This is a genomic window from Bradyrhizobium diversitatis (assembly GCF_016031635.1).
GTDB lineage: Bacteria > Pseudomonadota > Alphaproteobacteria > Rhizobiales > Xanthobacteraceae > Bradyrhizobium > Bradyrhizobium diversitatis.
The window spans coordinates 150,657-171,082 of the sequence record NZ_JACEGD010000008.1 but is presented as its reverse complement, the minus strand read 5'-3'; the positions used below and the strand labels follow the sequence as shown (position 1 = coordinate 171,082).

Sequence of the window (20,426 nt, the reverse complement as noted above, 5' to 3'; positions counted from 1 at the left end):
AGCGTTGCGGCGCTGAGCCGGGACCCAGGAGGCTCCGAGTTCGCGTTGAGATGGTCCCCGGCTCTGCAGCGCACCGCTGAAGGAGCGGCGCGCTGCGTCCGGGGCACGAGCATCATGTCCTGGCACGAGGATGCTACGGCCGGATCGAAAAGTTCTCCGGCGGCCCCGGCTTGCGCAAGGGCTCCGCCAGCCGGGCGAACTCGCACAGCAGCGACCGCGTCTTCCTGGGATCGATGATCTCCTCGACCCAGAATTTCTCGGCCGAGCGGAACGGCGAGCGCAGCCTGTTGAGGCGCTCCTCGATCTCCTTCAGCTTGCCCGCCTTGTCTTCCGCCGCATCGATGTCGGCACGGTAGGCGGCTTCGATGCCGCCTTCGAGCGGGAGCGAGCCCCAATAGGCCGACGGCCAGGCATAGCGGATCGAGAAGCGGTCGGCGGGTTGATGCACGACGCCGGCGACGCCGAAGGCGTTGCGCAGGATCACGGTGCACCAGGGCACCGTGGTCTGGTTGACCGCGGCCATGGCGCGCACGCCGTGGCGGATGGTGGCCGCCTTCTCGGCATCGAGACCGATCATGAAGCCGGGGCAATCCATGAGATAGACGACCGGCAGATGGAAGGTTTCGGCAAAGTCGACCCAGCGCACCACTTTCTGGCAGGCATCCGCGGTCCAGGAGCCGCCATAATGAAAGCTGTCGCTGGCCAGCAGGAGCACCGCCCTGCCCTCGAGCCGAGCGAGGCCGACAATGATCGGCTTGCCGAAATTCCTGGCAACCTCGAAGAACGAGCCCCTGTCGACGACGGACTCGATGATCGGTCGCATCTTGTAGACCTGCTTGCGGTTGCGCGGCACCGCATTCATCAGCGCCTCGTCGCCGCGCTCCGGATCGTCGGTGCAGGGCAATGTCGGCGGCAGCTCGTAGACCGATGACGGCAGATAGGAGAGGAAACGCCGCGCGCAGGCAAAGGCCTCCTCCTCGGTGTCGACGGCGTGATCGACCGCGCCGGCGCGGGTCTGAATGTCAGCGCCGCCGAGCTCCTCCTTCGTCAGGTCCTGCCCCAGCGCCTTCACCACCGGCGGCCCGGCGACGAACATCGCGGACTTCCGGGTCATGATGGAATAGTGGCTGGCGGCAAGACGCGCCGCACCCAGGCCCGCCACCGAGCCGAGGCCGAGTGCGACCACAGGCACGCGCGACAGATTTTCCGTCGTGAAACGATACCAGCGCGTGCCGCCGATGCCGCCGGGCAGGTTCGCCGCCCCCTTGGTCTCGATGGTCTTGACCGAGCCACCGCCGCCGGAGCCCTCGATGATGCGGACGATGGGCAGACGGAAATCGTGCGCCATCTCCTCCGCCATCAGCGGCTTGGCGGAGATCGATGCATCGGCCGAGCCGCCGCGCACCGTGAAATCGTCGCCGACCACGACGACGGTGCGGCCGTCGACGCGCCCGCGGCCGAACACGCAGTTGGCCGGCGTCAGTTTCTGCAGCTCGCCGCTGGAATCGTACTCACCGATGCCGGAGACGGCACCGATCTCGTGAAAGCTGCCTTTGTCGATCAGCTTGTCGATACGCTCCCGAACAGTCAGCCGGCCCTGGTCATGCTGTCGCTTGACCTTGTCAACGCCGCCCATCTCCCGCGCGAAGGCTTCGCGCCGGGCGAGCTCGTCGAGTTCCGGCTTCCAGTTCATTCACTCCCTCCGAATTGATCGGCTTGTTATTGTTGTGCACGGCCATGGCGACCGGTTTACGCGAGATACGGTTGCTGAAGGCGTCGCCCTCCGCGCCTTCCATCAGGCTGCCGAGCGAGCGGCCAAGCTGCAGCATCAGCGGGGCGACTTCGGCATGCAGACGCTGCTCGTCATACATCGCAGCCAAGAGGCCGATCGTGATGACGACGAAGGTCTGGTATTGCGGCGACCAGATCGGTACCGCGAGGCCGTTGATGTGCGGGCTCCAGAGGCCGCAGGCCACGACATAGCCACGCTCGCGCAACGACTGCCTGTTGGCCTCGATGCGAGGCTTGAGGATCTTCGCAGCCTCGGGCGCTTCGCGCTCCATCTCAGCGATGAAGGCGTCGCCGACTTCCGGCGATAGTGCCGCCGTGTAGGCCGCGCCTGCTGCGGTCGAGGCCATCGCGATGCGGCTGCCGGTGCCCTCGTGCAAGCCGAGTGCAGAGGGCGAGCGCGCGAACTGGAGATAGACGAGATGGAAGCGATCGGGGACGACGAAGCCGACGGTGCCCGGCAATTGCTCGGCCACTTCCTGCAGTCGCTGCCGGATCATGCTGCGCAGCTGTGCACCCTTCATCATCGAGGCGCTCATCGCCACCGCGCTCGGGCCGATGCGATATTTCTGATCGCGCGGCAGATAGACGAGCTGGCCCATGCGGGTCAGCGTGTGCGTGAGCCGCGATACCGTCGAGCGCGGCAGACCGCAGCGGTTCGAAATCTCGAGATTGCCGAGCCTCGCCTCGTGGCCCTCGAAGCATCGCAACACGTCGAACGCGCGCGAGACCACCTGGATGACATCACCCTCACCGGCATCGCCAGCGAGCGCACCTTGCCTACTCAACCGCTCCGAACGTCGTCCCATGATCCCTACCGTTATGTTCCGCTGTGCGGAATTAAATTCCACTTGCAGACGACGCTACCTCAGGCATTTTGCGACGACAACAAAAAGGCGATGGCATGCCAGAAATTAAGATCGTCACGGAGATCGCGGGACGCGTCTGCGCAACTCCCGTGCAAGTTGGAGGAACCGTCGCGGATGGCGATGACGTTGTAGTTGTCGAAGCAATGAAGATGGAAATTCCGGTGCCCTCGCCCGCGAGCGGCACAATCACATCGCTTCTGGTGAAGCTCGACGACGTCGTTGCCGAGGGACAGGCGATCGCGATCGTCGCGAACTGACTGTATTCTTCGCGGTTTCCGCGACAATCTGTCAGGCTCATTCCCGAATGCTCGGTACGGCGTTGCCATCGCTTGATCGCGGTGACATGATCTGTTGCAAACAAAACGTTGTTTCAAACAAAGAAAGAAAATCCTCGCAAGCAAGCGAGGATCATTGGAGGGAAACATGCTTCGTGGGCTGCTCGTGCTCGCGCCTGCCTTGGTGGCGGGCATTTCTTTTGCGTCTACACGCTATTCGTTCGCCGAAGACATCAAGCTGCCGGCGACATTGACCTTCACGGCCTATGACACCGGAACCGCCGGCTTCAACATCGCGGTCGGAGTCGGCAAGATGATGAAGGACAAGTACGGCACCGATGTGCGCGTGCTTCCCGCAGGCAACGATGTCGCCCGCCTCGCGCCGTTGCGCGCCAAGCGCGCGGCCTCATCGGCGATGGGATCGGGCACCTACTTCGCGCAGGAAGGTGTGTTCGAGTTCGGCTCGAAGGAATGGGGGCCGCAACCGCTGCAGACCCTGCTCTCGACCGTCGACTGCAACTGCGCCTCGCTCGGCGTCGCCGCCGACACCGGCGTGAAGGAGCTGAAGGACCTCAAGGGCAAGCGCGTCGGCTTCGTCGTCGGCTCGCCCGCGCTGAACCAGAACTCGCTCGCGGTGCTCGCCTTCGCCGGGCTGACGCAGAAGGACGTCAAGGCCGTCGAGTTCGCCAGCTACGGCGCGATGTGGAAGGGCCTCATCAACAACGACGTCGATGCCGCCTTCGGCACCACCATCACCGGTCCCGCCAAGGAGGCCGAGGCTTCGCCGCGCGGGTTGATCTGGCCGCCGCTCCCGGCCAAAGACAAGGAAGGCTGGGCGCGGATGCAGAAGGTCGGCTCGTTCTTCTTCCCGCAAGCCGCCACCTGCGGCGCCGGCATCTCGCCGCAAAAGCCGGTCGAGCTCGGCAACTATCCCTATCCGATCTTCGTCGCCTACGCGTCGCAACCGGCCGATCAGGTCTACGCAGTGACCAAGGCGATGATCGTGAACTACGACGCTTACAAGGACTCCGCGCCCGGCGCCGGCGGTCTCGCCGCCGACCGCCAGACCAAGAACTGGGTGGTGCCGGTGCATCCCGGCGCGGTGAAGGCGCTGAAGGAAGCCGGGCAATGGAGCGATGCGCAGGAGGCGCACAACAACCAGCTGATCAAGCGGCAGGAGGTGCTGGCAGCCGCGTGGGCCGATTACGGCAAGTCCAATCCAGCGTCGGAGGACAAGGCGTTTCTCGACGGCTGGATGAAGGCCCGCGCGACAGCACTCGCCAAGGCCAACATGCCGAACGGGTTCGAGGAATAGTCGCGCAATGGGATTGTCGGTTGCCGGGACCGCGGTGCGCCCCCTCTCCCGCTTGCGGGAGAGGGTTGGGGAGAGGGTGTCTCCACGGTGGGACTCCCCCAGAGTAGAGAACCCTCACCCGCCGCTTCGCGGCGACCTCTCCCGCAAGCGGGAGAGGTTTCGTCGCCCGCGGCGCGAGCGATTCAAACAACTGTCGTTCGCCTGATCTGCACAGTAGCCCACGCGCGGGATCAATGATGTCTTCCTCCACCACCACCGCCCCGCAAGACGAGACCAAGCGGGTCGTGTTCGACGATCCGCATGGCGCCGCCGCCAACATGCAGGAGGCGGAGGTCACGCGCGTGCGCGCACTTCGCGGTGCCTGGCGCTGGGCGCTGGTCGTCGCGACCGCGGCGACGATCCTGCTCTGCATCAATCAGCAATTCTCGCTGCGCTTCTTCATCGGCTACACCCAGCTCAACACGGAGTATTTCTATCTCCTGATCGCCTTGATGCTGCCCTTCACCTTCCTGATCTTTCCGGGAACGTCGCGTGCGTCGCTCGATCGCATTCCCTGGTACGACCTCGTCCTTTTTGTCGCGACCTTCGCGGCAGCGCTCATGCTGATGTCGAACGTGCGCAAGGCGGCGGAGGCCGGCTGGGAATTCGGCGGCGCGCCGACGGGCGTGATCGCCGCCGGCCTCGTGATGTGGGGAATGCTAATGGAGGCGCTGCGCCGCACCGGCGGCTGGAGCCTGCTGCTGAGCGTTTTGCCCTTCACGGTCTATCCGCTGTTCGCCGAAGCCGGCTGGCTCGGCCCGTTCCGCGGCACTCAATCGACGCTGGAACAGGCGACCGCCTATCACGTGCTGTCGGGCGAAAGCCTGCTCGGAATTCCCATCCAGGCCTTTGCCGACACCGTCATCGGCTTCCTCGTATTCGGCACCGCGCTGATGATGACCGGGGCCGGAAAATTCTTCATCAACCTCGCCTTCGCGCTGTGCGGCACCTTCCGTGGCGGCGCGGCGAAAGTCTGCATCTTTGCCAGCGGCCTGCTCGGCATGATGTCGGGCTCGATCATCTCCAACGTGCTGACCGCCGGCACCATGACCATCCCCGTCATGAAGAAAAGCGGCTTCCGCGCCTCCTATGCTGCCGCGATCGAGGCCTGCGCCTCGACCGGCGCGGTGCTGGCGCCGCCGGTGATGGGCGCCACCGCCTTCGTGATCGCGCAGTTCCTCAATGTCAGCTACGCTGACGTCGCAATCGCCGCGATCATTCCGGCGGTGCTCTATTACATCGGCCTGTTCATGCAGGTCGACGCCTATGCGGCCCGCCACAAGCTGAAAGGCATCCCGCGCGCCGAGCTGCCGCGGATCATGGATACGATCAAGGACGGCTGGTACTACGTCTTCGTCATCGCGCTTTTGATCGTGATGCTGCTTTACTTCAAGCGCGAGAGTCACGCGCCGTTCTACGCCACCGCGCTGCTGCTGGTCCTCAACCAGTTCTTCTCCAAGGACACGCGCTGGACGTTGGCGACGATCGGCAAATTCCTCGAGGTGAACGGACGCACCTTCGTGGAGCTCGTCGGCATCCTCGCCGGCTGCGGCCTGCTGATCGGCGCATTCTCGATGACCGGCGTCGTCTCGAGCCTCGCCAACGACCTCCTGCACATCGCCGGCGACAACGCCTTCCTGCTGCTCGGCATGTGCGCGCTCACCAGCCTCATTCTCGGGCTCGGGCTGACGACGACGGCCTGCTACATCTTCCTGGCCATCCTGGTCGCGCCCGCGCTGGAGAAGCTCGGGCTCAACCGCATGGCGGTGCACATGTTCATCTTCTACTGGGGCATGCTGTCGTCGATCACGCCGCCGGTCGCGATCGCCTCGTTCGCGGCCGCGGGCATCGCCGGCTCGCCGGCGATGAAGACCGGGTGGGAATCGATGTGGGTCGGCAGCATCATCTATTTCCTGCCGTTCTTCTTCGTGCTCAATCCGGCCCTGGTGTTGCAAGGGCCGAGCCCCTATCTCGCCGGCCTCGGCCTGATGGGGCTCGCCGCCTTCGGCACGCTGTTCATCTGCGGCGGCATCCAGGGCTACCAGCCCTTCGTCGGCGATCTCCGCGGTGCCGGCGCGCTGGAATGGCCCATTCGCGTGCTGCTCGTGATCGGCGGCTTCGTGGTGGCGACCCCCGGCGGCGGGATCATGCCGCTGTCACAGATGCAGGTGACCTTGCTGGGCCTTGCGATCTTGCTGCCGACGATCTTGATCGCGCTTCTTCTGGTCCGACGCCAGCCTGTGATGCCGGACGGGTTGCGCGTGCCTTAATTGCGTTGCACAAGTGCGGCGATGAAGCCGCACCTGTCCGCCGCCTCCGCCTGGACCCGCTCGAAACCGCCTTTGCTGCGGTTCCTGGACAATTGCCTCAGCGAATTCTCCGCCGAGACCTCGGGCCATGTCGCCGACTACATTCCTGAACTCGGCAAGGCCGACCCTGCCTATTTTGGCATCAGCCTCGCCACACTGGACGGCCATGTCTATGAAGTGGGCGACAGCCGGGTACCCTTCACCATCCAGTCGATGTCGAAGCCCTTCGTGTTCGCACTGGCGCTGGACCTGCTCGGCGCCGGCAGGGTCGAGAGCGCGATCGGCGTGGAGCCATCGGGCGATCCCTTCAACTCGATCCGGCTCAATTCCGAGAACCATCCGTTCAACCCGATGGTCAATGCCGGCGCGATCGCCTGCACCGGGCTGATCTACGACAGCAAGGGCGTGGAGGCCTTCGAGCAGATTCGCACTGCGCTCAGCCGCTTTGCCGGACGCGACCTCGCGCTCGACGAGGCCGTCTATGCTTCCGAAAGTCAGACCGGCGACCGCAACCGCGCCATCGGCTATCTGCTGAAGACCAATGCGGTCATCTCGGACAATGTCGCCGGTGTCCTCGACGTCTATTTCCGCCAATGCGCCGTGCTGGTCACCGCGCGCGACATCGCGGTGATGGCGGCGACGCTCGCCAATCGCGGCATCAATCCCGTCACGGGCGAGCAGGTGCTCAGCGCTTACGCGATCTCGCGCACGCTCTCGGTGATGACGTCGTCGGGCATGTACGACTATGCGGGCGAGTGGATCTACCGCATCGGCATTCCTGCCAAGAGCGGCGTCGGCGGCGGCATTTTGGCCGCCCTCCCCGCGCGTCTCGGTCTCGGCAGCTATTCACCGCGCCTCGACAAGCACGGCAACAGCGTGCGCGGCATCAAGGTCTGCGAGGCGCTGTCCTCACATTACGATCTGCACATGCTCAACCGCAGCGACGACGCGCGCAATGCCGTCATCGCCGATTACGACATCGGCAAGAGCCCGTCGCGCCGCGTGCGCCGCCCGCAGGAGCGCGAGATCCTGGCGGCACACGAACAGGAGGTGCGGATCATCGAGCTGGTCGGCACGCTGTCGCTGTCGGCCGTCGATTACGTCTCGCGGCGCCTCGCCGGCCGGCCGCGGCCGCAATTCGTGATCTTCGATCTGCACCGCGTGACCTCGACTACTCGCGCCGGCGCACGGCTGGTCGCAGAAGCGTTCGAGGAACTGGCTGCGCTGAATGTCACGGTGGTCTTGTCAGGCGTCCGGCGCGCCTCCAAGGAATGGAACACGTTGCGCGAATGGACCGCCGAGTTGAAGAACGTGCGCGACTTCTTTCTGCTCGATACCGCGATCGAATGGGCCGAAGACCAGATCGTCTATCGCTACGGCGGCTCGATCGATTTTCACGAGACCACCGAGCTTGCCGAGCAGCCCCTGCTGGCGGGGCTGAGCGAGGAAGAGCTGACGGATCTCGCTTCGCTCTGCACCGTCAGGACCTATCAGTCCGGCGCGAAGATTCTCACGACCGGCGATCCTGCGGATGCCCTGTATTTCCTGCGCAGCGGCGCGGTGCACGTCACCTTGCCAGACGGCATACGGCTGGCGACGCTCACCGCCGGCATGGCATTCGGCGAGATGGCACTGCTGGAGGCAACGCGTTCTGCCGACGTGTCAGCCGACATGGCGGCAACCGCATGCGAAGTGTCGCTGAAGGATTTCGAACGCTTCCGCAAGCAGCATCCACGCGCCAGCGAATGCATCATGCGCAACCTCGCCCAGCTGCTGGCCGACCGCCTGATCGTCGCCAACGCGAAGGTGGATATTCTGACGTCGACGTGAGCGGTAGGCATTCATTCCCATGAGATCGTCATGCCCGGGCTTGTCCCGGGCATCCACGTTCTCCGTGCTGCGTGGCAAGGCGTGGATGGCCGGGACAAGCCCGGCCCATGACGCTGTGGAAACTGTCGGTGCCTCAGCCGACGCCGTTTGCTCAGCGGCTCGCAGCTTCGCTGATGCGTCGCTTGATCTTGGCAGCACTGGCATCGAGCAGCGCGGATGGCTGCTGGCCGGTGGCGGCGCACAGGCAGGCCCAGTAATAGACGACATCGCCGAGCTCTTCGACGAGACCCGCCTTGTCGAGCCAATCGTCGCGCAGGAGCTTCTTGATGTGGTCGGCGACCTCGCCGGATTCACCGGCAAGGCCAAGACCGAGATAGGACAACCGCTCGTTGGACGGATGCTCGTCGACTTTGGCAACGCCAGCGGCCCAAGCCGCATATTCATCGATCGTCATCGACTTCCCTCGCCGCTTCTGTCTGATTAGCCCACCACTTCCGTGACCGGCTGGAGGTCGATCTCGAAGGTCTCCAGGAATTTCGAAGTCATGATGTAGAAGCCGACCGAGAGCTGCAATTCGACCAGAGCGGCCGGCGTCAGCTTCGACGCGATCGCCTTGAACGTCGCGTCCGTCGGCTTCTTCAGCTTCACGACCTCGTCGGTAAAGGCGAGCGCGGCGCGCTCCACCTCATCGAAGCAGGACGCCGCCTGCCAGTTCTCGAGCGCCTCGTTCTGCTCGTCGGTGACGCCGACGTTCTTGCCGATGCGCTTGTGCGCGACGATCTCGTACGGCGCCTCGCACAAGATGCCGGTGCGGGTGATCGCGAGCTCGCGCACGATGGGATCGAGCTCGCCCTTGTGCCTGATAGCGCCACCGAGGCGGCAATATTGCTCAAAGTAACTCGGCGAATGCGCCATCATCCGAAAGATGTTGGCATGACGGTTCTTGTCGAGGATTTCGCGGGTGCGGTCGGATGCCTTGGACGGGTCGCTGTACGGGATGCGGGCCATGATTTTCCTGAAGTTTTCCCTGAGCTTTTGATGCTTCTTGTCGCCACCGGCGAAAGTTCCCGAAGACTCTATTCGCGGGCGGACGCAGGAGCAACATCATCGAGTCAAATTGCCGCCGCATTGCTGATCGACCCTGACACTGTCGATATTCGCCGCGTGGGGACAAATCGCGGCGGATACTCGCAAGGGGTGTTCCGAGTAAAAACAATTGGCCATCATGTGCGCTAACCGCGCAACGATGAGTCATGCCCAAGTCTAGGGAGAGAACGGCATGAAGGAAGCCACCAAGGGGGCGGCCTCGGGAGCGCTCGCGCATATGCTGGCGGTGACGGCGATGCTCGTCATCGCCAGCATCTTGTTCTACGGGCGTTAGTTCGAGTTTTAGCGTTTTCGTCATTCCGGGGTGGCCCTCGCACAGGCCAGGCCCAGAATACCCGTTCCAGGCTCGGTCCCATGACCGCCCCCGAATGACGAATCCCGCTAGGCCCTCTTCGTGAAGAACGGCACGAGCTTTCCCGCAAAGGGCTTGAAGCTCGCGACGACCGAATCGCCGATGGCGAGATCGTTCGCGCCGTGCGCCATCATGCGAAACCCCTCGGCGCAATCGACCAGCAGGATGTTGTAGGGCACGTGGGCGCGCGTCTCGGGTGTTGCCGCGCGGCAGACCAATGAGGTCGCGTAGACCCTGCCCTTGCCGCTGGCACGCTGCTCGCGCGGATCAGGTGCGCCGCAGGCCGCGCAGAAGGCGCGGTGGAAATACTGCACATGGCCGCACGCGTCACAGGCCTGAAACGTGATCGCCTCTTCGCCCTTGGTCCAGTCCGCGAGACGCTCGCTCATCTGACCCGCTCCAGAAACATGCTGACGTGAGACGACAGCACGCCGCCGTCGCCGTGCAGCAGCGCGATCGAGGCATCGCGCACCTGCCGATTCGTCGCCCGGCCCGTCATCTGCAAATGCGCCTCGACCAGATGCGCCATGGCGCCGCCGACGCCGCAATGGCCGTAGCTGAGCAGACCGCCATGGGTGTTGAGCGGCATGGCACCGTCGCGGCCGAAATGGCCGGCGCGGACGCGCGCGGCCGCTTCGCCGCGGCCGGCAAGACCCAGATCTTCCAGCAGCATCGCAAGCGTGATCGTAAAGCTGTCGTAGATCGCGGCATAGCACACGTCGGAGATCGCGAGACCCGTGGCCGCCTTTGCTCGCGCGATAGAGATCTCGGCGCCGAGTTCGCCGAGGGCGGGCGCTGCCGTGACATGCTGATGCGTGTGGGCCTGGGCGCAGCCGCGGATGCGCACGCCCGCTTCCCCGGTTCTCTCTCGGCTGACGACGAACGCCGCGCCGCCGTCGGAGACCGGGCAGCAATCGAGCAGCTTGAGCGGCATCGCCACCGGCTTGGAGGCCATGACGTCGGCGACCGTGATGGGATCGTGGAATTGCGCGCCGGGATGGGTGCAGGCGTGCTTGCGCATCAGCACCGCGAACTCGGCGAGGTGCTGTTCGGTCACGCCGTATTCGTGCATGTAGCGGTTGGCGACGAGGCCGTAATAGGCGGGAATGGTCGGGCCGAGCGGCACCTCGTAGTCGGGATGGCCGACCTGCGCCAACGCCTGGATCGAGGCATCGCGGCTCTGTCCGGTGAGGCGGTTCTCGCCGGCGACGACGAGCACGTGGCGCACGACGCCGGCGTCGACGAGTTGATGCGCGAGCATCGTCATCGCGAGTCCCGTGGCGCCACCGACCTGCACCGCATGGGCGTAAGACGGACGAATCCCGAAATGCTCGGCAAACACGGTGGCGAGCATGATGTGCGGCGAGACGGTGGAGTAGCCGCAGAGGATGCCGTCGATGTCCGAGCGGTTCAGCCCGGCATCGTCGAGCGCGGCTTGGGCGGCCTTGCTCATCAGGTCGAGCGAGGACGAGCCTTCGTGCTTGCCGAACGGCGTGAGGCCGACGCCGGTGATGAAGCTCATGGCGGGCTTTCTCCTCTGTCATTCCGGGGCGCGACGAAGGCGCGAGCCCGGGATCCATAATCACCATCGGGAGTATGGATTCCGAGCTCGCGCCTAACGGCGCGCCCCGGAATGACGGATGAGAGAGTATGGGCCATCACCTCCTCCTACTCCGGAGCCGCGCGCGTGACGCCATCGCGGACCATGGCGGCGATCTCGTCCTGGGAGTAGCCGATCTCGCGCAAAATCTCCGCGCCGTGCTCATTGAGCCGCGGCGCCAGGCGCACCGGCTCGGCCTCGGTCTCGGACCAGGTCGCCGTCACCTTCATGCTGCGAATCGGACCTTCGGTCGGGTGAGTGACCACGGGGAAAAAGCCGGTCGCCTCCAGATGCTCGTCGTGCAGGATCGAGGCGAGGTCGTGCATCGGCATGACCGGCACGTCGGCCCTGGTGAGCAGGTCGATCCACTCGGCCGTGGTGCGCGTCTCGAAGACGCGCGCAAGCTCGGCGTAGACCACATCGATGTTGGCGGCGCGACCCGCGAAGGTCGCGAATTTGGGATCGGCGCGCAGATCGTCGCGCCCGGTGGCCTTGAAGAAATTCTCCCACTGCTTGTCGTTGTAGATGATGACGCTGAGATAGCCGTCCGAGGTCTTGTAGGGCCTGCGGTCGCGCGAGAGGTGGCGGGCATAGCCGCCCTTGTCGAGCGGCGGCTCGAAGGTGAGCCCGCCCATGTGATCGCCCATGACGAAGCCGGCCATGGTCTCGAACATCGGGATGTCGACGCGCTGCCCGCGGCCGGTGCGGTCGCGGTGCACGAGGCTGGCGCAGATCGCCCCGACGGCGGTGAGGCCGACGATGCGGTCGACCAGCGCATTCGGCACGTAGCGCGGCACGCCGTCGCCGGTCTGCGCCATCAGCGCCGGCAGCGCGGTGGCACCCTGGATCAGATCGTCATAGGCCGGTTTTGCGGCGTAGGGCCCGTCCTGACCGAAACCGAACACGCCAGCATAGACGAGGCGCGGGTTGATGGCGGAAACGACATCGTAACCGAGCTGAAGCCGCGCCATCGCCTGCGGACGGACGTTGTAGACGAGCACGTCGGCGTCCTTGAGCAGCCGCAGCACGGCCTCGCGCCCCGAGGGCTTTTTCAGATCGAGGCAGATCGAGCGCTTGCTGCGGTTGGTGTTGAGGAACACCGGGCCCATGCCGGCGTGTCGCATCGGGCCGATCAGGCGGGTGACGTCGCCGTCCAGCGACTCCACCTTGATGACATCAGCCCCTTAGTCGCCGAGCATCTGGGTCGCATAGGGACCCATCAACACGGTGGTCATGTCGATGACCTTGATGCCCTTCAGCGGCCCCATCGTTTGCTCCCGAATGCGCGAGGCTCAAGACGCGGCCCGCGAATTCGGTCCAGCTAACGGCAGCGCCGCCGCTCGCGCAAGGGCGGGCGGCGTATGGCGGCATGCGCAGCGCGGCGGCGATATCGGCCGCTATTTCTTCTGGCGGGATTCCCGGATCTTCAGGAGCCGGTCGAGCTCTTCGTTCTGCTGGCTGATCCGGTCGGCGATGCGCGACTCGTTCTGCTCGCCCGAGGCGGCAGCTGCCTGCTCGATGAGCTGGCGGATATTGTCCTCGAGGATCGCGATGCGGTCGTTGAGTGCGTCGAGGGAGAGAGAGTCTTCGTAGTCGTTGCTCATGATGCGCGTCTCGCCAATCAATCAGGAGCCGTAGGGTGGGCCAAGCGAAGCGGGCCCACCATGATCTAACGCAAGGAAAAGGTGGGCGCGGCGCTTGCGCGCCTTTGCCCACCTACGAGAGTCTACTTCAGCGGCTCCAGGATGGAGACGTAGTTGGCGACCGCAGCCCCGCCCATGTTGAAGATGCCGCCGAGCTTGGCATTCTTGAGCTGCATGCCCTCGGGGGCCTGCCCTGCGAGCTGCATCGCGGTCATCACATGCATCGAGACGCCGGTGGCGCCGATCGGATGGCCCTTGGCCTTGAGGCCGCCGGAGGGATTGACCGGCAGCTTGCCGTCCTTGAGCGTCCAGCCTTCCTTGATGGCGCGGGCGCCCTGCCCCTTCGGCGTCAGGCCCATCGCTTCGTACTCGATCAGCTCGGCGACCGTGAAGCAGTCATGGGTCTCGACGAAGGAGAGATCGGACAGCGTCACGCCCGCTTTCTCCAGGGCGCGCTGCCAGGCGACCGTGCAGCCCTCGAACTGCAGGATGTCGCGCTTGCTCATGGGCAGGAAGTCCTGGGCATGCGCGGTGGCGCGGAAGCCGATCGCCTTGCTCATGCCCTTGGCGGTCTCGGCATCGGCCAGCACCAGCGCCGCGGCGCCATCGGAGACCAGCGAGCAATCGGTGCGCTTCAAGGGGCCTGCGACGTAAGGGTTCTTCTCGCTCTCGGCGCGGCAGAAGTCGAAGCCAAAGTCCTTGCGCATCTGGGCGAAGGGATTGGCGACGCCGTTCTTGTGGTTCTTGGCCGCGATCAGCGCCAGCGCATCGGACTGGTCGCCGTATTTCTGGAAATAGGAGCTGGCGATCTTGCCGAACACGCCGGCGAAGCCGCCGACGGTGTCGCCGTCCTCGGGCAGGTAGGACGCCTTGAGCAGGTTCTTGCCGATCTCGGCGCTAGGGGTGCGCGTCATCTGCTCGACGCCGACGACCAGGACGATCTTGGCAGCCCCTGCGGCAATCGCGCGCAGGCCCTGGTGAACGGCGGCGGAGCCGGTGGCGCAGGCGTTCTCGACGCGGGTCGCCGGCTTGAAGCGGAGCTTCGGGTCAGCCTGGAGCACCAGCGAGGCGGTAAAATCCTGAGGGGAGAAGCCGGCGTTGAAATGGCCGAGCACGATCTCGTCGACGTCGCCGGCCGAAATGCCGGCGTCCGCCAGCGCTTCGTTGGCCACGCGGGTGACGAGGCTTTCGACGGTTTCGGTGTCGAACTTGCCGAACGGCGTATGCGCCCATCCGACGATGCTGGCGGTCATGATGTTCTCTCCCTGGGATCTCTTCCTGAGCTAAGTCTTAGCCCAGAGATGGCAAGACTTCACGCGGCTTTCAGGGCCTGGACGGTGCGCTGGCAGATGGCAGTTATGCCGGCCCAGTTCCCGGCCCGGATCTCCGCCATTGGGCATAGCCAGGAGCCGCCGACCGCGACCACGTTGGGCTCCGCCAGCCAGTTCGCCGCATTGGCCTCGCCGACGCCACCGGTGGGGCAGAACCGCACGTTCGGGAACGGCCCGCCGAGGGCGCGCAGGCCCTTGATGCCGCCGGCCTGCTCGGCCGGGAAGAACTTTGCGACGTCGAAGCCGTAGGACAGCGCCATCATCAGTTCGGAGGCCGTGGCAATGCCCGGCGCGAACGGCAAGGAGCTGTCGGTTGCTGCCTTCAGCAGATCGGGCGTCAGGCCCGGGCTGATGCCGAACGCGACACCGAGCTTCTCGACGCGGGTGAAGTCGGCCGGATTGAGAATCGTGCCGATGCCGACGACCGCCTCGGGCACCTCGGCCATCATCGCCCTCGCGGCTTCGATCGCGACGGGGGTGCGCAGGGTCACCTCCAGCGTGCGGACGCCGCCGGCAACCAGCGCACGTGCCAGCGGCACCGCATCCTGGATACGCTCGATGGTGAGGACGGGAATGACGGTCGCCGCCTTGAACAGCGCGACGAGGTGGTTCTGTTGGGCGGACGTGGTCATAGGACTCGATTCATTTGGTCGCTTTTCACTTGCTGGCCTGGCGAGAGGCCGCCGGCCGGTGCCGCTTCTTCGGGGGCATGGCATAGCCCGGAATGATGGCGCCGGGATAGCAGATCACGAGGCTGGCGAGGCGATGTCCGGCCTGGGCCGCCTCGACCGGATCGGAACCGGCGAGGCGCGCCGCGATATAGGCCGCGGCGAAGCTGTCGCCGGCGGCGGTGGTGTCGACGACCGGTTTCGTCATGGGTTCGGCGCGAACCTCGCTGGTCCCGCCGGGAAAGCGCAGCAGGCTGACGGGCTCGGCGAGCCGGAACACCAGCTCCGGGCTCGGGAGGCGCGCCATCAGCTGGTCGTGACTCTCGCCGGGATAGAGCGCGAGCAGGTCCTCGGTCGAGGTCAGCACGATGTCGGCGATCGCGAAGGCTGCGGCAAAGACCTCGCGGGCGACATCGCGATCCGGCCAGCCGCGTGCGCGAAAGTTGGTGTCGAACACGAAGCGGGTGCCGAGCAGGCGGGCGCGCTTGATCGCGGCGAACAGGCGCTCGCGCCCGGGCGCATCGTAGATCGAGAGCGTGATCGCGGAGAGATAGACGATGTCGTAGCTCATCAGCGAATTGAGGATCTCGTCCGTTTCCGGCAGGCTCATCAGCTGCCGCGCCGCCGCGCTGTCACGCCAGTGGAAGAACTGCCGCTCGCCCTTCGCATCCAGCTGGATCATGTAGAGGCCGGGCAGCTTGCCCACCAGCCGCACGACACGCCGCGTGCCGACGCCCTCCGCGTTCCAGGCCGCGATCATCTCATCGCTGAGACCGTCATCGCCGAGCGCGGTGAGATAGTCGACCTTGACGTCGAGTCGCGCCAGATAGACGGCGGTGTTGAGGGTATCACCGCCGAAGCCGCGTGAGTACAGGCCGCCCCCCTGCCCGGCGGACGCACCTCCTTGCGCCTGCCTGAGCTCGACCATGCATTCGCCGATGCAGGCAACGCTCGCCATCACTAGGGCCCGCTCAGTCAGAGGTCTCAGGCGACGAAATTGCCGCCGAGCTCGTCTTCGATGTGAATGCGGATGATATCGTCGAAAGTCTTCTCGGCCGTGGTGAAGCCGAGCTCGCGCGCACGCTTCGGGTCGAAATTGCGCGGCCAGCCGCCGACGATGCCGACGATGAAAGGATCCGGCTCGCGCTTGATGCGGGCGGCAACCTTCTCGCCGGCGACGCGCTTCAAGGCCGCGATCTGCTCGCCGACCGTTGCCGACAAGCCCGGCATGGTCAGGTTGCGGCGCGGGCCGACGGTGGCGAGGTCCATGGTGCCGGCGTGCAACAGGAAGCCGACGGCCGAGCGCGGCGTGGCGTGCCAGTGGCGGACGTCCTCGGACACGGGGAGGACCGCTTCCTTGCCGGCGAGCGGCTCGCGCAGGATGTTGGAGAAGAAGCCCGATGCCGCCTTGTTGGGCAGGCCGGGGCGGATGCAGATGGTCGGCAGGCGGATGCCGATGCCGTCGAGGAAGCCGCGGCGCGAATAATCGGCGAGCAGGAGTTCGCCGATCGCCTTCTGGGTGCCGTAGCTGAGCAGCGGGGTGTGGAAGAACTCATCGCCGATCGCATCCGGGAACGGGGCGCCGAACACCGCGATCGAGGACGTGAAGACGACGCGCGGCTTGTAGCCGCCGCCGACGAGTCTGATCGCATCGAGCAGCATCCGCGTGCCGTCGAGATTGATCCGGTAGCCCTTGTCGAAGTCGAGCTCGGCTTCGCCCGAAACGATCGCGGCGAGATGGAAGATCACGTCGGGGCGGCCGGCGATCAGCTTCTCGGCCGCGCCGGGCACGGCGAAATCGCCCGACACGGTCTCGACCGGGAAACCGGCCTTTTCCGGCTTCTTGGGCTCGACCACGTCATGCATGGTCAATCTCGTGATGTCGCTCTTGCCGAGCCGGCCGTCGCGCAGCAGCCGTTCACAGAGTTTGCGGCCGACCATGCCGGCGGCGCCCAGAACCAGAATGTGCAAGAGCCTACTCCTTCTTATTGGCAGGAGCGCACCGCTCCTGATGCGCCCTCGGCAAGCCCCGCGATCATTCCTTCACGGCGCCGGTCATCGCCGACACATAATGCTCCACGAAGAAGGCGTAAAGGATCACGAGCGGCAGCGAACCGGCCAGGGCTCCGGCCATCAGCGACCCCCAGCGGTAGATGTCGCCGTCCACGAACTCGTTGACGATCGCAACCGGCACCGTCTTGTTGCTGGTCGACTGCAGGAAGGTCAACGCATAGATGAACTCGTTCCAGCATAGCGTGAAGCAGAAGATGAAGGCCGAGATCAGGCCGGGAATCGCGAGCGGCACCACGATCTTGACCAGAATCTGCCAGCGGCTCGCCCCGTCGATCAGCGCGCACTCCTCGAGCTCGAAGGGGATGGTCTTGAAATAGCCCATCAACAGCCAGGTCGAGAACGGGATCAGGATCGTCGGATAGGTCAGGATCAGCGCCAGCGGCGAGTCGAAGAGGCCGTACTGGTACACGACGGTGGCGAGCGGAATGAACAGGATCGACGGCGGTACGAGATAGGCGAGGAAGATCAGCCCCCCGACGAGATTGGCGCCCTTGTAGCGCAACCGCACGATGGCATAGGCCGCGAACACCGATGCGACGATCGAGAGCACCGTGGCGCAGATCGCCACGTACATCGTGTTCCAGAGCCAGTGCGGATAGTAGCTCTCGAACAGCAGCTTGTGGAAGTGCTTGAACGTCGGATTCCAGGTCCAGAACGGATTGTACTTGTCGAGATCGAGCAACTGCTCGTCCGGCTTCACCGAGGTCAGCGCCATCCAGTAGAACGGGAACAGCAGGACCACGACGATGATCGTGAGCGGCAGATAGAGCGTCACGAGCCTGCGCGGCACCGACTGCAGGTAGCTCATGCCCTCGCTGTTGTCGACGCGCGACGGCGCCGATATGACCGACTTGAGATCGACTTTCGAGGCAGGAAGATCAGTCATTGCTCTCTCCCTGCTGCCACTTGCGGCGCTGCAGGCCGAACCAGGAGACCATGATTGCAGCGAGCAGGAACGGGATCATGGCGCTGGAGATCGCCGCGCCCTCGCCGAGCTGCCCGGCGATGATCGCCCGCTGATAGGACAGCGTGGCCATCAGGTGGGTTGCGTTGACCGGGCCGCCACGCGTCATCGCCCAGATCAGCTGGAAGTCGGTGAAGGTGAAGAGCACTGAAAACGTCATCACGACGGCGATGATCGGCGTCAACAGCGGATAGGTGATGTAGCGGAAATTCTGCCACCGCGTGGCGCCGTCGAGCGTTGCCGCCTCATAGAGCGAGGGCGAGACGGTCTGCAGGCCCGCGAGCAGCGTGATCGCGACGAACGGCACGCCGCGCCAGACATTGGCGAAGATCACGCAAATCCGCGCCCAGGTGGTGTCGCCGAGGAAGTTGATGTTCTGGCTGATCAGGCCGAGCTGCTTCAGCGACCAGGAAATGATCGAGAATTGCGAGTCGAAGATCCACCAGAAGGCGAGTGCCGAGAGCACGGTCGGAACGATGAAGGGGATGAGCACCATCGCGCGCAGCATCGCCTTGAAGGGCATGTGCTCGTTGAGCAGCAGCGCGAGATAGAGTCCGATCGCGAATTTGAAGGCACTGGCGACGAAGGTGTAGAGCAGCGTATTGAATACGGAAAGCCAGAAGATCGAGTCGTCCCAGAGCCACTCGTAGTTCTCGGTGGCGATGAACTGCCCGACCCTGCCGATGCGCGTGTCGGTGAACGACAGCCAGATGCCGAGCCCGAGCGGATAGGCCAGGAAGAAGATCAGGAACGCCATGGCCGGCACCATGAACCAGAAGCCGAGCCAGTTGCGATTGTATTTGAGCTGGGTCCAGGCGCTCGCCTCGCTCATCTGAGGCTTGGCCCGGGGAATTGCGACATCAGCCATGCCCGATATCCCTGATCGAAATGTTGACGAGCGGGCGGCCGAAGGGCCGCCCGCCCCGTGACCGTCAGCGATAGATGCGCTTCAGCTGGCGCTCGGCATCCGCCATCGCGCCCTTCGTATCCTTGGCGCCGGTGCAGTAGTTGGCGAACATGTCGACGACGATGAAATCGGCGATTGCGGTCGCCGCCTTCTCGCCGACCGTACCGATACCGGACGCCGGCAGCGTGCGCTTGGAGGCCTGCGAGAAGACGGTGTTCTTGGGATCCGCCGTCCAGATCGGCGCCGTCTCATAGGCGTTCAAGGTCTGGGTCAGGTAGCCCTGCGCGCCATCCAGCCACTTCTCGTAGTTCTCCTTCTCCAGCATGAAGGCGACGAAGGCCTTCGCCGCGTTCGGATATTTGGTGAAGTTGAAGGCGAGGATCGGCAGCGCGAGCTGCAGTTCCGTCGGCTTGCCGACCGGACCGACCGGCCAGAGCGCGTGATAGGTGTCCGCGGCAAGCTCTTTCTTGCTCGCGTCGGTTTTGGCGGCCACGTAGATCGAGATGCCGTTCGCCGTGCAATAGAGCTCTCCGGCGAGGAATGCCTTGTTGTTGGAGGAGTCGTTCCAGGATGCCGTGCCCGGGATGAAGCTCTCATACAGCGCCTTGCAATACTCCAGCGCCTTCGCCGTCTCCGGCGAATTGATGATGATCTTGTCGTTCTGGTCGACCGTGTAGGCCCCGTGCCCCCACAGCACCCAGTGCAGCCAGGAATTGCCGTCGCCCGATGCATGCCCAAGTGCGAAGCCGGCCGGCGTGTTGTTGGCCTTCAGGGCCTTGCACATTTCGAGGAAGCCGGGGAAATCCTTCGGGAATTCCTTGAAGCCAGCCTTGTCGAGCGCCGATTTGCGGTAGTTCATGTAGCCGCCGTTGGTCGCGACGGGAATGCCGAGCCAGTCGTTGCCGAGCTTGCAGGTCTTGGCGGCCGCATCGGTCCAGCCGCCATATTTCTTGCCGAGATAATCGGCGACGTCGTTCATCTTCAGCACTTTGGTGGGGAAGAGCTGCGGCAGCGTGTGCAAGCCCCAGGCAAGATCGAGCCCGGAGCCGGTATTGGCCGCGACCGAGGCCTTCGGCTGCACGTCCTCGAAGGATTCGCTGAACACGTTCATCTCGGTGCCGGTGGCAGCCTTGAACGCAGCCACCATCGCGTTGAATGCATCGTCCTCGGCCGGCACGAAGCGCTTCCAGCGCATCACGGTCAGCTTGGCGCCGGGCTCGGCCTTCCAGGGCGCGCTCTGCGCCCAGGCCTTGGCGAAGTCGAACAGCGCCGGCCCGGTCAGCATGCCGGTCGCAGCCAGTGCCGTTCCGCCCTGAAGCAGAGTCCGGCGGGTAAAGTCTTGCATGTTATCCTCCC

At 64.8% G+C, this 20,426-nt stretch carries 18 protein-coding genes and 1 pseudogene; 4 read left to right on the top strand and 15 right to left on the bottom strand.

Annotated elements, in window-relative coordinates; translation table 11 throughout:
* Window positions 1–133: 133 nt before the first annotated feature.
* Together H1B27_RS09905 and H1B27_RS09900 are read right to left on the bottom strand one after the other, a co-directional pair.
* Entirely contained in the window at window positions 134–1,693 is a 1,560-nt protein-coding gene (locus H1B27_RS09905) for an acyl-CoA carboxylase subunit beta (protein ID WP_061876789.1), read from the bottom strand.
* Window positions 1,623–2,597: an IclR family transcriptional regulator gene (locus tag H1B27_RS09900; protein WP_197965914.1), complete on the bottom strand. Its 975-nt coding sequence runs from the start codon at window positions 2,595–2,597 to the stop codon at window positions 1,623–1,625. The genes H1B27_RS09905 and H1B27_RS09900 overlap by 71 nt, the downstream gene beginning before the upstream one ends.
* A 95-nt stretch (window positions 2,598–2,692) precedes the next feature.
* Between H1B27_RS09900 and H1B27_RS09895 the strand changes: the two genes are divergently transcribed.
* From H1B27_RS09895 to glsA, 4 genes are all read left to right on the top strand, one after another.
* On the top strand, window positions 2,693–2,914 hold the full coding sequence (locus H1B27_RS09895) for an acyl-CoA carboxylase biotin carboxyl carrier protein subunit (RefSeq protein WP_028181345.1): 222 nt from the start codon (window positions 2,693–2,695) through the stop codon (window positions 2,912–2,914).
* A 166-nt stretch (window positions 2,915–3,080) separates the two neighbouring features.
* The gene (locus H1B27_RS09890) at window positions 3,081–4,247 is read left to right on the top strand and encodes a TAXI family TRAP transporter solute-binding subunit (RefSeq protein ID WP_197965913.1); all 1,167 of its coding nucleotides are present in this window, start codon (window positions 3,081–3,083) and stop codon (window positions 4,245–4,247) included.
* Window positions 4,248–4,480: 233 nt separating this feature from the next.
* Entirely contained in the window at window positions 4,481–6,556 is a 2,076-nt protein-coding gene (locus H1B27_RS09885) for a TRAP transporter permease (protein ID WP_197965912.1), read from the top strand.
* A 21-nt stretch (window positions 6,557–6,577) separates the two neighbouring features.
* Complete coding sequence (gene glsA / locus H1B27_RS09880) at window positions 6,578–8,425, top strand: glutaminase A (RefSeq protein WP_197965911.1); 1,848 nt, start codon at window positions 6,578–6,580, stop codon at window positions 8,423–8,425.
* A 151-nt stretch (window positions 8,426–8,576) separates the two neighbouring features.
* Here the strand turns inward: glsA and H1B27_RS09875 are convergent, their stop codons facing one another.
* From H1B27_RS09875 to H1B27_RS09815, 13 genes and pseudogenes are all read right to left on the bottom strand, one after another.
* Window positions 8,577–8,879, bottom strand: coding sequence for a nucleoside triphosphate pyrophosphohydrolase family protein (locus tag H1B27_RS09875; protein WP_061876794.1), 303 nt, complete (start codon window positions 8,877–8,879; stop codon window positions 8,577–8,579).
* Window positions 8,880–8,905: 26 nt separating this feature from the next.
* Window positions 8,906–9,433, bottom strand: a complete 528-nt coding sequence (locus H1B27_RS09870; RefSeq protein WP_197965910.1) for a carboxymuconolactone decarboxylase family protein — start codon at window positions 9,431–9,433, stop codon at window positions 8,906–8,908.
* A 480-nt stretch (window positions 9,434–9,913) separates the two neighbouring features.
* Window positions 9,914–10,273, bottom strand: a complete 360-nt coding sequence (locus tag H1B27_RS09865) for a Zn-ribbon domain-containing OB-fold protein (protein ID WP_061876796.1) — start codon at window positions 10,271–10,273, stop codon at window positions 9,914–9,916.
* Window positions 10,270–11,406, bottom strand: coding sequence for a thiolase family protein (locus H1B27_RS09860; RefSeq protein WP_197965909.1), 1,137 nt, complete (start codon window positions 11,404–11,406; stop codon window positions 10,270–10,272). The genes H1B27_RS09865 and H1B27_RS09860 overlap by 4 nt, the downstream gene beginning before the upstream one ends.
* 146 nt (window positions 11,407–11,552) lie before the next feature.
* Window positions 11,553–12,752: pseudogene (locus H1B27_RS09855) on the bottom strand (CaiB/BaiF CoA transferase family protein).
* 129 nt (window positions 12,753–12,881) lie between these two features.
* A complete protein-coding gene (locus tag H1B27_RS09850; protein ID WP_061876799.1) occupies window positions 12,882–13,088 on the bottom strand; it encodes a hypothetical protein in 207 nt (68 codons plus the stop codon).
* 122 nt (window positions 13,089–13,210) lie between these two features.
* Window positions 13,211–14,380 (bottom strand): acetyl-CoA acetyltransferase, encoded by a 1,170-nt coding sequence (locus H1B27_RS09845; protein WP_061876800.1) that lies wholly within the window; start codon window positions 14,378–14,380, stop codon window positions 13,211–13,213.
* A 59-nt stretch (window positions 14,381–14,439) separates the two neighbouring features.
* Window positions 14,440–15,090 carry a bifunctional 4-hydroxy-2-oxoglutarate aldolase/2-dehydro-3-deoxy-phosphogluconate aldolase gene (eda, locus tag H1B27_RS09840; protein WP_061876801.1) on the bottom strand — a complete coding sequence of 217 codons (651 nt, stop codon included), beginning with the start codon at window positions 15,088–15,090 and terminating at the stop codon, window positions 14,440–14,442.
* A 25-nt stretch (window positions 15,091–15,115) separates the two neighbouring features.
* Window positions 15,116–16,084 carry a sugar kinase gene (locus H1B27_RS09835; RefSeq protein WP_061876802.1) on the bottom strand — a complete coding sequence of 323 codons (969 nt, stop codon included), beginning with the start codon at window positions 16,082–16,084 and terminating at the stop codon, window positions 15,116–15,118.
* Window positions 16,085–16,110: 26 nt separating this feature from the next.
* A complete protein-coding gene (denD, locus tag H1B27_RS09830; protein WP_061876803.1) occupies window positions 16,111–17,097 on the bottom strand; it encodes a D-erythronate dehydrogenase in 987 nt (328 codons plus the stop codon).
* Between the two features lie 64 nt (window positions 17,098–17,161).
* The gene (locus H1B27_RS09825) at window positions 17,162–18,085 is read right to left on the bottom strand and encodes a carbohydrate ABC transporter permease (protein ID WP_061876804.1); all 924 of its coding nucleotides are present in this window, start codon (window positions 18,083–18,085) and stop codon (window positions 17,162–17,164) included.
* The gene (locus tag H1B27_RS09820) at window positions 18,078–18,995 is read right to left on the bottom strand and encodes a carbohydrate ABC transporter permease (RefSeq protein ID WP_197488609.1); all 918 of its coding nucleotides are present in this window, start codon (window positions 18,993–18,995) and stop codon (window positions 18,078–18,080) included. Before H1B27_RS09820 ends, H1B27_RS09825 begins: the two co-directional genes overlap by 8 nt.
* A gap of 100 nt (window positions 18,996–19,095) precedes the next feature.
* Window positions 19,096–20,415, bottom strand: coding sequence for an ABC transporter substrate-binding protein (locus H1B27_RS09815; RefSeq protein ID WP_197965908.1), 1,320 nt, complete (start codon window positions 20,413–20,415; stop codon window positions 19,096–19,098).
* Window positions 20,416–20,426: the final 11 nt, after the last annotated feature.